The organism is Inquilinus sp. (genome assembly GCF_057815775.1).
Genome location: NZ_JBYRFX010001022.1, coordinates 1 through 11,543 on the forward strand (window position 1 = coordinate 1; position 11,543 = coordinate 11,543).

The 11,543-nt window shown below is 70.9% G+C and carries 12 protein-coding genes; 11 read left to right on the top strand and 1 reads right to left on the bottom strand.

Annotation, left to right across the window (positions count from 1 at the left end; all coding sequences use genetic code 11):
• The 6 genes from AC3XYG_RS36525 to AC3XYG_RS36550 form a co-directional block, all read left to right on the top strand.
• Positions 1 to 1,016: Gfo/Idh/MocA family protein (locus tag AC3XYG_RS36525; protein ID WP_489144811.1), on the top strand; the 1,016-nt coding region annotated here is incomplete at its 5' end.
• A 14-nt stretch (positions 1,017 to 1,030) separates the two neighbouring features.
• On the top strand, positions 1,031 to 1,795 hold the full coding sequence (locus AC3XYG_RS36530; RefSeq protein ID WP_489144812.1) for a sugar phosphate isomerase/epimerase family protein: 765 nt from the start codon (positions 1,031 to 1,033) through the stop codon (positions 1,793 to 1,795).
• A gap of 156 nt (positions 1,796 to 1,951) precedes the next feature.
• Positions 1,952 to 3,175 (top strand): alkene reductase, encoded by a 1,224-nt coding sequence (locus AC3XYG_RS36535; protein ID WP_489144813.1) that lies wholly within the window; start codon positions 1,952 to 1,954, stop codon positions 3,173 to 3,175.
• The gene (locus AC3XYG_RS36540; protein ID WP_489144814.1) at positions 3,172 to 4,281 is read left to right on the top strand and encodes an alkene reductase; all 1,110 of its coding nucleotides are present in this window, start codon (positions 3,172 to 3,174) and stop codon (positions 4,279 to 4,281) included. The genes AC3XYG_RS36535 and AC3XYG_RS36540 overlap by 4 nt, the downstream gene beginning before the upstream one ends.
• A 121-nt stretch (positions 4,282 to 4,402) precedes the next feature.
• A complete protein-coding gene (locus AC3XYG_RS36545) occupies positions 4,403 to 5,353 on the top strand; it encodes an alpha/beta hydrolase (RefSeq protein WP_489144815.1) in 951 nt (316 codons plus the stop codon).
• 4 nt (positions 5,354 to 5,357) lie between these two features.
• Positions 5,358 to 6,491: an acyltransferase family protein gene (locus tag AC3XYG_RS36550; RefSeq protein ID WP_489144816.1), complete on the top strand. Its 1,134-nt coding sequence runs from the start codon at positions 5,358 to 5,360 to the stop codon at positions 6,489 to 6,491.
• On the opposite strand, the gene AC3XYG_RS36555 is transcribed toward AC3XYG_RS36550, so the two are convergent.
• On the bottom strand, positions 6,492 to 7,238 hold the full coding sequence (locus AC3XYG_RS36555; protein ID WP_489144817.1) for an SDR family NAD(P)-dependent oxidoreductase: 747 nt from the start codon (positions 7,236 to 7,238) through the stop codon (positions 6,492 to 6,494).
• A 188-nt stretch (positions 7,239 to 7,426) separates the two neighbouring features.
• On the opposite strand from AC3XYG_RS36555, the gene AC3XYG_RS36560 reads away from it, so the two are divergent.
• The 5 genes from AC3XYG_RS36560 to AC3XYG_RS36580 form a co-directional block, all read left to right on the top strand.
• The gene (locus AC3XYG_RS36560) at positions 7,427 to 8,203 is read left to right on the top strand and encodes an ABC transporter ATP-binding protein (protein ID WP_489144818.1); all 777 of its coding nucleotides are present in this window, start codon (positions 7,427 to 7,429) and stop codon (positions 8,201 to 8,203) included.
• Positions 8,203 to 9,612, top strand: coding sequence for a hypothetical protein (locus tag AC3XYG_RS36565; RefSeq protein WP_489144819.1), 1,410 nt, complete (start codon positions 8,203 to 8,205; stop codon positions 9,610 to 9,612). Before AC3XYG_RS36560 ends, AC3XYG_RS36565 begins: the two co-directional genes overlap by 1 nt.
• Positions 9,613 to 9,680: 68 nt before the next feature.
• Positions 9,681 to 9,986, top strand: a complete 306-nt coding sequence (locus AC3XYG_RS36570) for a hypothetical protein (RefSeq protein ID WP_489144820.1) — start codon at positions 9,681 to 9,683, stop codon at positions 9,984 to 9,986.
• Between the two features lie 87 nt (positions 9,987 to 10,073).
• Complete coding sequence (locus AC3XYG_RS36575; RefSeq protein WP_489144821.1) at positions 10,074 to 11,069, top strand: LacI family DNA-binding transcriptional regulator; 996 nt, start codon at positions 10,074 to 10,076, stop codon at positions 11,067 to 11,069.
• The coding region (locus AC3XYG_RS36580; protein WP_489144822.1) for an extracellular solute-binding protein at positions 11,066 to 11,543 on the top strand (478 nt) is incomplete at its 3' end. The genes AC3XYG_RS36575 and AC3XYG_RS36580, both read left to right, overlap by 4 nt.

Below are 11,543 nucleotides of genomic sequence, written 5' to 3' on the forward strand. Positions count from 1 at the left end.
TGACCCCCGACGCGCTGATCGGGCATCCCGGGATCGACGCGATCATCAACCTGACCAACCCCGCCAGCCACGCCGCCACCACCGCCGCGATCCTGCGGGCCGGCAAGCACGCCTATGCCGAAAAGCCGCTGGCCCTGACCCTGGCGGATGGCGACGCGCTGGTGGCGCTGGCCGACGGCAGCGGCCTGATGCTGGCCTCGGCACCCGACACCTTCCTGGGTGGCGCCCAGCAGACCGCCCGCCGCCTGATCGACGAGGGCCGGCTGGGCACGGTCAAGAGCGGCAGCGCCCATTTCATGAACCACGGCATGGAGCGCTGGCACCCCAACCCGCACCCCTATTATCAGCGCGGCGCCGGCCCGGTGCTGGACATGGGCCCCTACTACATCTCCGCCCTGGTCAACCTGCTGGGGCCCGTCCGGCGGGTGGTGGCGCTGGCCACCACCTTCTTCGACGAGCGGCTGGTGACGGCCGACGGCCCCAACCGGGGCAGCCGGGTGCCGGTGACCACGCCGACCACCAGCCAGGCGCTGCTGGAGTTCCGTTCCGGCGCGCAGATCCACTTCTCGGTCAGCTATGACAATTGGGGTCACGGCCACCGCAACCCGATCGAACTGCACGGGACCTTGGGATCGTTGATGGTGCCCGACCCCAATTATTTCGCCGGCATCGCCGAGCTGCATGGCGATGGCGCGGTGCAGCGCTTCGGCAGCGAGGCGGTCGCTTTCGGCCAGGACAACTGGATCGAGGTCAAGGGCACGCGGACCGGCAACTACCGCGGCGCCGGCGTCGCCGACATGCTCGACGCGGCGGAGCATGGCCGCCACCCCCGCGCCGCCGGCCGGTTCGCGCGCCATGTGCTGGAGGTGCTGCTGGCGATCATCGAATCCGCCGAGATCGGCCGCTTCGTGGAGATTGCCAGCACCACCGAACGGCCGGCGCCGATGACCGAGGCCGATGCCGCCAGGCTGATCGCCGCCGATGCGCCGCAGACGTTCTCCCCGACCGCGGCCTGATCCAGGAGCGCCCCATGCCCCGATATCCCGTCTCCTTCCAGCTGTATTCGGCCCGGTTCTTCCCGCCGCTGGAGGCCCAGCTGGAATGGCTGGCGCGATGCGGCTACGACGCGGTCGAGCCCTGGCTGCCGGCCTATGGCGACGATGCCGCGCTGTTCCGCCGGCAGATCGACGCCGCCGGCCTGACCTGTTCCGGCTTCCACATGCCGCTGGCCGGGCTGGTCAGCGAGCCGAAGCGGTTCTTCGACTACGCCCACACCATGGGCACCGACACGCTGATCCCGCCCTATCTGACCCCGAGCGAGCGCAGCATCACCGCCGATGGCTGGCGCCGGGTCGGCGAACAGCTGGCCGAGGGCGCCGCCGCGGCCAAGGCCGAGGGGCTGAAGGTCGCCTGGCACAACCACGACTTCGAGTACCGCAAGCTGGAGGACGGCAACCGGCCGATCGACCTGATGCTGGAAACGGCCGGGCCCGGCGTCGATTTCGAGATCGACATCGGCTGGGTGACGCGCGGCTGGGCCGACCCGGCGCAGGAGCTGGCGAAATACGCCGACCGCATCACCGCGATCCAGCTGAAGGACACGGCGCCCCCCGGCATCGCACTCGACGAGGGCTGGGCTGCCACCGGCGACGGCATCATCGACTGGCCGACGCTGTATCCGCTGTTCGCCGCCACCCGCGCCAACGTGCTGGTGGTCGAGCATGACAACCCGACGGACTGGCAGGCCTTCGCCGCCCGGTCGATCGCCTATATCCGGGCGCTGACCAAGGACTGAGCTTGGCGGCACGTCATGCCCGTAAGGCATGGCGCCCGTCCCATAAAGTCTTTCTCCGGCCCCAGGGTCGACCCTACCTACACTGCAGTCGCTTCGGTGAGGGCCCAGCCCGATCCGCGGCGGCTGCATTGTCGTTTTCCAGACCCTGATCCCGCGATGACATCCACCGCCGGCAGCCTGCTGCCGGCGAAGCGTCCGACGCTGTGCGAGCCCCTGCCCGCCCAGCGCCCGGACCGGCATGCCCATCGCGCACCGGAGACCACCGTGAATCACCTCGTTCCGCACAAGCTGTCCTCGCCCTTCCAGGTCGGCGCCCTGGCACTGGCCCACCGGGTGGTGATGGCGCCCCTGACCCGGCTGCGGTCCGACCAGCCGGGCGACATCCCCGGCGCGCTGATGGCCGAATATTATGGCCAGCGCGCCTCGGTGGGCGGCCTGATCATTTCCGAGGCGACGACCGTGTCGGTCGCCGGCCGCGGCTATCTCGGCGCGCCCGGCATCTATGCCGATGCCCAGATCGCCGGCTGGCGCCGCGTCACCGACGCCGTCCACGCCAAGGGCGGCCTGATCGTGCAGCAGCTGTGGCATGTCGGGCGCGTCGGCCATGTCGACATGACCGGCGGCGTGCCGCCGGTGGCGCCGTCCGTCGTGCCGTTCGAGGGCGTTGCCTTCACCGGTGACGGCTGGGTGCCCGTCTCACCGCACCGGGCGATCGGGATCCAAGAGATCCCGGCCCTGGTCGAGGATTACCGCCGGGCCGCCGAACGCGCCAAGGCCGCCGGCTTCGACGGCATCGAACTCCACGCCGGCAACGGCTACCTGCTGGACCAGTTCCTGCAGGACGGCACCAACCGGCGCAGCGATGCCTATGGCGGCTCGGTCGAGAACCGGGCGCGGCTGCTGTTCGAGATCCTGGACGCCGTCGTCCCGGTCTGGGGCCGCGACCGGGTCGGCGTGCGCCTGTCGCCCAGCACCCAGTTCAACGCTATGTCGGACAGCAACCCGGCGGTGACCTTCGACCATGTCGCCACCCGGCTGGACCGGACCGGCATCGCCTATCTCCACATCATCGAGCCGCGCATCATCGGCAACCAGATGATCGAGGACGGCCTGCCGCCCGTCGCCGCGGCCGAGCTGCGCCGCGCCTTCCCGGGGCCGATCATCGCCGCCGGCGGCTTCGAGCCCGACAGCGCCGAGGCGATCATCGGCCGCCGCGATGCCGACCTGGTGGCATTCGGCCGCCACTTCATCGCCAACCCCGACCTGCCCGAGCGCATCCGCCAAGGCTGGAAGCTGGCCCCGCATGACCGCGACACCTTCTATGGCGGCGACCGCCGCGGCTATGTCGACTATCCCGCCTATGAGGAAGCCCGGTCATGAGCGCCGCCCCGAAACTGTTCACCCCGGCCCGGATCGGTGCCCTCGACCTGACCCATCGCATCGTGCACGCGCCGATGACCCGGTTGCGGGCGGAGACCGATGCCAGCCCGAGCGCGATGATGGTCGAATACTACCGCCAGCGCGCTTCCCAGGGAGGGCTGGTGATCACCGAGAGCGTCCACCCCTCGACCGACAGCTACGGCTATCTCGGCGCGCCCGGCATCTACACCGACCGCCATGTCGAGGCGTGGCGGCGGGTGACCGATGCCGTGCATGCCGAGGGCGGCCGCATCGTCATGCAGATCGCCCATGACGGCCGCCAGTCCCATGTCGACCTCAGCGGCGGCCGCGCGCCGGTCGCGCCCTCGGTGGTGCCGTTCGAGACCGTGGTCTTCACCGGCGACGGCTGGGTGCCGAATTCGCCGCACCGGGCCCTGGCGCTCGACGAGATCCCGGCGCTGGTCGAAAGCTTCCGCCGCGGCGCCGAACGTGCCCGCGACGCCGGCTTCGACGGCATCGAGCTGCACTCCGCCAACGGCTACCTCGTCGACACCTTCCTGCAGGACGGCACCAACAAGCGCACCGATGCCTATGGCGGCACGGTCGAGAAGCGCGCCCGCTTCGGGCTGGAGCTGAGCGAGGCGCTGGTCTCGGTCTGGGGTGCCGACCGGGTCGGCGTGCGGGTGTCGCCGAGCGGACAATGGGGCGGCATCTCCGACAGCGACCCACAGGCGACCTTCGGCCATTTCGCCGAGCGGCTGAACGCCTACGGCCTGGCCTATCTTCACGTCATCGAGCCCAGGGTGAAGGGCACCGAGACGCTAATGGAGGGGCAGGCGCCCGTCGCATCGGCGTTCCTGCGGCCAGTGTTCAAAGGCCCGATCATCGCCGCCGGCGGCTTCGACCGCGACGGGGCGGAGGCGATCCTGCAGCGCGGCGATGCCGACCTGGTCGCCTTCGGCCGCTGGTTCGCCTCGAACCCCGACCTGCCCGAGCGCTTCCGGCGGACCCTGCCCCTGACTCCCTATGTCCGCCACGCCTTCTGGGGCGGCGACGAGCGCTGGTACACCGACTACCCCAGCTTCGACACCGCATCGGCGGCCTGACCATCTTCGGGCCGATCCCCCTCCCCGACACGGCGCCGGGGAGGGCACAGGCAGGCTGGTGACAGGATTTGACAGGCGCGGCACCATGCCCGCCCAGATTCGAATCCTAGGCTCTCCCCGCATGCTCAGGCTCGCCGCCCTGCTGTTCGTCGCCCTGCTGACCACCGTTCCGGCCCGGGCGGAGCCGGGCGTCACCGCCCCGGTCCCCGACGGCCCGACGGCGCCCTACGCGCTGGAGGACACGGCGGTCCTGGGCATCCATTCCGATCTGCTGCAGCGCGACTACAAGCTGTATGTCAGCCTGCCCGCCTCCTACCGCAGCGGCGACCGGCGCTATCCCGTGCTGTTCATCACCGATGCGGATTACGGCTTTCCGCTGCTGCGCGCCATCAGCCGGCGGGTCGGCGACCACGGCAAGGGGCTGCAGGATGCGATCCTGGTCGGCCTGTCCTATGCCGTGGGTGAGACGCCGGAATACAGCCGGCGGCGCGACTACACCCCGACTGCCGCCGGCGTGCCCAACGCCGTGTCCGACATGCCCGGCCGCGACCCGGTGTTCGGCGGGGCGGAGGCCTATCGCCAGTTCATCGCCCGGGAGGTGTTCCCGCTGATCGACCGGAGCTACCGGACCGATCCGGGCCGCCGGGTCTTCTTCGGCCATTCTTATGGCGCGCTGCTGGGCGCCCATATCCTGCTGACCGACCCGTCGATGTTCCAGGCCTACATCATCAGCAGCCCGTCGCTGTTCTTCGACCATCGCACGGTGATCGACCAAGCGCGCCGCTATGCCGGCAGCCATGACGACCTGCCGGCCCGGGTGTACCTGGCCGTGGGCGGATACGAGACCACCAGCCGCAAATCGGGCGACCCGCGCTACAACCACACGGTCGACATGGTCGGCGACCTCAAGGCCTTCCAGCAGATCCTGGCGGCGCGGAAATATCCCGGCCTGGCGCTGCGGACCGAGATCATCCCGGGCGAGGACCATCTGACGGTCAACCCGATCAGCTACACGCATGGGCTGGCCTGGGCGCTGGCGCCGGCCCGCGCCTCCAATTCCGCGAAGGACTGAGGCCATGGATCGCGGACCCGGACGGAACGACCGGATCGACGTGCTGCGCGGCGTGGCCATCCTGATGGTCCTGCTGCTGCATTTCAGCCTGACCTACCGGCTGCCCGACGGGCCGCTGGGCTCGATCTTCGGACCCGAGGCCGTGCGGGCGGTGGTGACCTGGGGCAATTTCGGCGTGACGATGTTCTTCGTCATCTCCGGCTATCTCATCACCAGCCATTCCCTGGCCCGGTACGGGGCGCTCGGGCGGATCGACCCGCGGTCGTTCTACACCTTCCGCATCGCCCGGATCCTGCCCTGCCTGGTGCCGGCCCTGGCGATCATCGTCGGGCTCGGGCTGCTGGGGATTCCGTCCTTCGCCGGCAAGGGCGGTGCCTTCGGGTTGCTGGCGGGCGCCGGCACGGTGCTGACCTTCACCCACAACCTGCTGATGCAGCAATGGGGCTATTTCAACTACGGCCTGAACGTCTACTGGTCGCTGTCGGTGGAGGAGACATTCTACCTGGCCTTCCCTATCGTCTGCCTGCTGCTGCGGCGGACCTGGCCGGTCGTGCTGCTGTGCCTGGCCCTGATCGTCGCGGCCCCGGTCTACCGCGCCCTTAATGCCGATGACGAGATCCGCTATCTCTACGGCAACCTGGCCTGCTTCGACGCCATCGCCATGGGCTGCCTGACCGCGATCCTGGCCCGGCGCGTCCGGCCGGGGCAGCGGCTGGCCGCCGGGCTACGCATCGCCGGCGCCATCGCCCTGTGCGCGATCTGGCTGCGCGGCTTCGACCAGGACGTGGTCTTCAGCTTCAGCCTGCTGGGCCTGGCGACCGCCTGCATCATCTGCGGCAGCCTGGAGGATCCCCCGGCCCGCTGGATCGCGTCCTGGCCGGGCCGGGCGATCCGGTGGCTGGGGCAGCACAGCTACGAGCTGTACCTGTTCCACATCATCGTCCTGGCGGCGATGCGCAGCGTGATCGGCCGCGACGGGATGAGCACTGCGGGGCAGCTGCCCTGGCTCGCCCTGTTTGTGGCGCTGTCGGTGCTGGCGGCCGGCGGCGCCAAGCGCTTCATCGGCGATCCCGCCAACATCGCGCTGCGCCGCCTGCTCGCCCGGCGCCGGGCCACGCCGGTGCCGTCGGTGCCTTGATCAGAGCTTCGAGCCGCCATCGACCCGCAGGGTATCGCCGGTAACCCAGCGCGCCTCGTCCGAGGCGAGGAAGACCACCGCCGGGGCCACATCCGCCGGCTCGGCGACGCGCTGCAGCGCCTGCATCGCCAGGATGTTGACGCGGCCCTCCGCGGTCTTGGCGAAGCTCGACATGTCGGTGTCGATCACGCCGGGCGCCACGGCATTGACGCGGATGCCCCGCGGCCCGAGCGCCTGGGCGAAGTGCCGGACCAGCGTGTCGGTGGCGCCCTTGGTTGCGGCATAGGCCGACAGGGCGCCGACCGAGGCGCGCGCCGCCAGCGAGCTGACGAGGATAACGCTGCTGCCGCTGCCGAGCACCGGCAGCAGCTGCTGCACCAGGAAATACGGCGCCCGGACATTGACCGCGAACAGGGTGTCGAAGTCCTCGACCGTGGTGTCCTCGATCGTCGCGGCCTTGGACACGCCGGCATTGGCCACCAGGATGTCCAGCCGCCCGCCGACGATGCCGCGGACCTTGCCGGCCAGCAGATGGGCGCCATCCGGTGCGGCGAGATCGGCCGCGACCGCATCGGCGGTGCCGCCGGCAGTGCGGATCTCCGCCACCAGACCCTCCGCCTCGGCCGCGGCCCGGCCGTAATGGACGATGACATGGGCGCCGGCTTGGGCCAGGGCCCGGGCGCTGGCCCGGCCGATGCCGCGGGAGGCGCCGGTGACGAGGGCGGTCTTGCCGGAAAGGTCGGTCATCTCTCAGGATCCTTGCGAGATTGGGGTCGCCAGGCATCTGGGACCGCGAGGGCATCAGGCAGAAAGACTTTGTGAGTCCGTCCCCATGCCCCGCAGGCATGAGGGCAGTGGTCGTCCCGGCGGCGCTGCCGCTCGGCTTCCGGAACGGCTAGGATCGCCCTGCCATCGAATCGCGCGAGGGAAGCCGCGTGCCTGACCAGACGATCGAGGACCAGACGATCGAAACCCCGGCCCTGCAGCTGCTGGGCCTGCGCAAAGCGTTCGGCGCGCCGGCCGTCGACGGCCTGGACCTGGCGGTGCCGCCGGGCCAGATCTATGCCCTGCTCGGCCCGAACGGCGCCGGCAAGACCACCACCCTGCGCATGATCGCCGGCCTGCTGCCGCCGGATGCGGGGATGGTCTCGATCTTCGGCATCGACGCGCTGGCGCAGCCGGTCGAGGCCAAGCGGATCACCGCCTGGCTGCCCGACGAACCCATGCTCTACGACGCGCTGACCCCGCTGGAATATCTCGAATTCGTTGCCGGCCTGTGGGGCGTCGCCCCGGCCACAGCCACCGTGCGGGCGCGGGAGCTGCTGGAGCTGCTCGGGCTGTGGCCGCACCGGGACGAGCGCTGCGGCGGCTTCTCGCGCGGCATGCGGCAGAAGGCGGCGCTGGCCGGCGCCCTGATCCACGACCCGCGCCTGCTGCTGCTGGACGAGCCGCTGACCGGCCTGGACGTGGCGATCGCCCGCGACGTCAAGGATTTGCTGCGCGAGCGGGTGCGCGCCGGCGCCACCATCATCCTGACCACCCATATCCTGGATGTCGCCGAACGCATCGCCGACCGCATCGGCATCATCGTCGCCGGCCGCCTGCTGGCCGAGGGGCGGCTGGAGGATCTGCGCGCCCGCAGCGGTGGCGGCGACGCCACGCTGGAGGATGTCTTCCTGCGCCTGGTTGCCGCCGCTGATACCACCGCCTGATGCGCCTCACCCCCGGCTCCACCGCCTGGCTGCTGCGGCACGAACTGCGCCTGGCCTGGCGCGGCTCGAAGCTGTTCAAGCGCGGCCTCGTGATGGTGCTGCTGATCCTGGTGGCGGCCCAGGCCCTGGGCCTCCTGTTCGCCGCCATGATCGGGGCGCAGCTTGCCGCGGAACCGCGCCTGATCGGCGTGGCCACCCTGGTTCTGGCCCTGGCCGCCGGGGCGATGCTGACCCAGGCCATCACCGTGGCGGTCGAGGCGCTGTACGGCCGCGACGACCTGCTGTGGCTGCTCTCCAGCCCGGCCCCGGTCCGCCGCATCCTGGCGGTGCGGATGATCGCCGGCGCCGCCAGCGTCAGCGGCGGCTGGCTGATGCTGGTCGCCCCGTTGGCCAACGGGCTGGCCCTGCTGGGCCATCCCCGCTTCCTGGCGGCCTATGCCGTGTTCATCCCCCTCACCCTGCTGATGACCGCCGCCGGCTTCATCCTGGCCGTCATCCTGCTGGCGCTGGTCGGCCCGCGGGCGACGCGGATCATCACCGGCACCCTGGGCACGCTGCTGGCCGCCGGAGTCCTGCTCGCCGGCCAGGGCCGCACGCTGTTCGGGGCCGGGACCTATGCCGCGGCCATGGCCGCGCTGACGCCGTCGGCCGGGCAGGCGCTGCAGGGGCTGGCCTGGCTGCCGGCGCGGGCGCTGCTGGGCGACCCGCTGCCGGCGGTGCCCGGCCTGGTCCTGGCCGTCACGATCTTCGCCCTCACCGCCTGGGCCCTCGGCCGGCGCTTCGCCTCGGGTGCGGTGATCGCGGCGACCGAGACCGGCCGGCGCGGCATAGCCCGCCGGGCGAAGGCGCCCGCGGCCTTCCGCGGCGGCCGGCACCTGACCCTGCTGCGCAAAGAAATCCGGCTGCTGGTCCGGACTCCGCGCCTGGCCGGCCGGATCCTGCAACAGCTGATCTATGTGGTGCCGCTGGCGACCGGCCTGTGGCGCGACCTCAGCAACGCCGCCGGGCTGGCGGCGTTGCCGGTGTTCATGGCCGCCGGCCTGGCCTGGGTGTTCGTCGCCGTGACGGTGGGCGAGGACGAGGCCCCCGACCTCGCCGCCAGCGCCCCGGTGCCGCCGGCGGCGATCCTGCGGGCCAAGCTGCTGGCCGCCGGCCTCGCGGCCCTCGCCCTATGCGCGCTGCCCGTGGCCGGCGTCGTGGCCTGGCATTTGCGGCTGGCGCCGGCGATCCTGGTCGGCACTGCCGGGGCCATCGTCAGCACCGTGCTGCTGGGCCGCCGCTACCCGCCGCGCAAGCGCCGCGACCTGGGCCAGGGCCGGCGCGGCTTCCACCTGATCGACCTCGTCGGCACGCTGAGCGGCGTCGCCTGGTCGGTGGTGACGCTGATCCTCGTCGCCATCACTCATTGAGCGGACACACATCGTCCACAATCCGGTGGTCCCCTTGATAAGTATGGGATCGGTGAGGAACTCTCAGCATGCGAAGCGCAATTCTCGTTTCGGCCGGCATTGCCCTTCTGCTGATGCCTGCCCTGGCCCAGGCCGGGCAGTTCCAGCCGGGGGCGAAGCGCCAGTACATCGACCATTGCGTGGCCTTTGCGCACGGTCCGTCGATGAGTACCGGCCAACTGGCCCGCTATTGCCGCTGCGCCGCTGATACGATCGAGCGGCATTTCACGGATGGCGGCATCGCCCAGCTCAGCAGCGATCTGGACGCCACGACCGCCACCCCGCTGCAGAGGCAAGCCGAGGCCGCGGCCACGAAGGCCTGCCATCGCCGATAGGCCGGCGGGCGCCGTTTTCGCCTTGTGCCTGAGGCCCGGGCATGTGCTTAATCGTGAAACCTGATTAATCGTGATACCAGACCCCGGATGCCCGGCAAGCCGCCCTCCCTGCTCGACCTCGCGCGCCATTTCGGCGTGTCGCGGGCGACCGTGTCGAACGCGCTGCAGGGCAAGGGCCGACTGTCACCGGAGCTGGCCGGCCGGATCCGCGCGCTGGCGGCGGAGCTGCGCTACATCCCCGCCCATGCCGGCCGGGCCCTGCGCACCGGGCGCAGCGCCACCATCGGCCTGATCGTCCCGGATTTCGGCCAGCCGCTGTTCCCGATCTTCGCCCAGGCGATCGAACGTGCCGCCAAGCGCCGCGGCTTCGCCGTGCTGGTCGGCGACAGCCTGGGGACCGCCGAGGGCCAGGCGGCGGAGATCGACAACCTGATCGGCCGCGGCATCGACGCCTTGGTCATCATCCCGACCCGCGGCACCACGATTGAGACCGCGGCGATCCCCGTCCCCGTGGCGGTGATCGATAGCGCCGCCAGCCGCGGCAACACCGCGTCGAGCGACCATCGCGACGGCGGCCGGCAGGTCGCCCGCCACCTCGCCCGCCTCGGCCACCGCGACATCCTGCTGCTGGCCGGCCCGCAGGATTCCCGGGTGGCGCAGGAGCGTGCGGCCGGCATGCGCGAGGCCTTCGCCGCCGACGGCATCGCGCCGCAAGTCAGGCATTCGCCCTCCACCTTCGAGGCCGGTGCCGAGATCGGTGCCGGGATCGACCCCGCCGGCATCACCGCCTGCGCCGCGTCCTATGACGCCCTGGCGGTCGGCTTCATCACCGCCCTGGCGGCCCGCGGCGTGCGGGTGCCGCAGGATGTTTCGGTCACCGGCTACGACGACCTGATGTGGGCCCGGATCGTGTCGCCGCCGCTGACCACGGTGCGGCAGGATCTGGCCGCCATCGCCGACCATGCCCTGGCCGTCGCCACCGGCGAACAGCAGGGCAGCCGCCTTTTCCCCGTCGACCTCGTGCTGCGAGGGTCGACGGCAAGCCCAAACAAGAACCAACAGCTGACAGGGGGTGCATCATGAGGACGACCCGGCTTGCCGCCAGCGCTGCGCTGGCCCTTCTCGGCGCGGTTGCGCCCGCCTTCGCCGACACGCCGACGCTGACCATCTCGGTCTACGGCATCGCGCAGGACGCCTATAAGAAGGACCTGTACGACCCGTTCGAGGCGATCTGCGGCTGCACGCTGGTGGTCGAGACCGGCAACAGCAGCGAGCGGCTGGCGAAGCTTGAGGCCAACAAGGCCGCGCCGGTGATCGACGTCGCCGCCATCGCCGACTTCAACGCGCTGGAGGCGGTGCGCAAGGACCTGGTCCAGCCGATCGATATCTCGAAGCTGGCCAATTACGGCGCGCTGTACGACATCGCCCAGGACCCGCTGGGGTCGCACATGGCGGTCGGCTACACCTTCTATTCCACCAGCATCGTCTACCGCTCCGACAAGGTGACGATCACCAGCTGGAAGGACCTGTTCAAGCCGGAGCTGGCCGGCCGCATCG

Coding starts and splice junctions, on each gene's coding strand:
- AC3XYG_RS36530 (WP_489144812.1), top strand. CDS start 1,031: ATGCCCCGATATCCCGTCTCCTTCCAGCTGTATTCGGCCCGGTTCTTC.
- AC3XYG_RS36535 (WP_489144813.1), top strand. CDS start 1,952: ATGACATCCACCGCCGGCAGCCTGCTGCCGGCGAAGCGTCCGACGCTG.
- AC3XYG_RS36540 (WP_489144814.1), top strand. CDS start 3,172: ATGAGCGCCGCCCCGAAACTGTTCACCCCGGCCCGGATCGGTGCCCTC.
- AC3XYG_RS36545 (WP_489144815.1), top strand. CDS start 4,403: ATGCTCAGGCTCGCCGCCCTGCTGTTCGTCGCCCTGCTGACCACCGTT.
- AC3XYG_RS36550 (WP_489144816.1), top strand. CDS start 5,358: ATGGATCGCGGACCCGGACGGAACGACCGGATCGACGTGCTGCGCGGC.
- AC3XYG_RS36555 (WP_489144817.1), bottom strand. CDS start 7,238: ATGACCGACCTTTCCGGCAAGACCGCCCTCGTCACCGGCGCCTCCCGC.
- AC3XYG_RS36565 (WP_489144819.1), top strand. CDS start 8,203: ATGCGCCTCACCCCCGGCTCCACCGCCTGGCTGCTGCGGCACGAACTG.
- AC3XYG_RS36570 (WP_489144820.1), top strand. CDS start 9,681: ATGCGAAGCGCAATTCTCGTTTCGGCCGGCATTGCCCTTCTGCTGATG.
- AC3XYG_RS36575 (WP_489144821.1), top strand. CDS start 10,074: ATGCCCGGCAAGCCGCCCTCCCTGCTCGACCTCGCGCGCCATTTCGGC.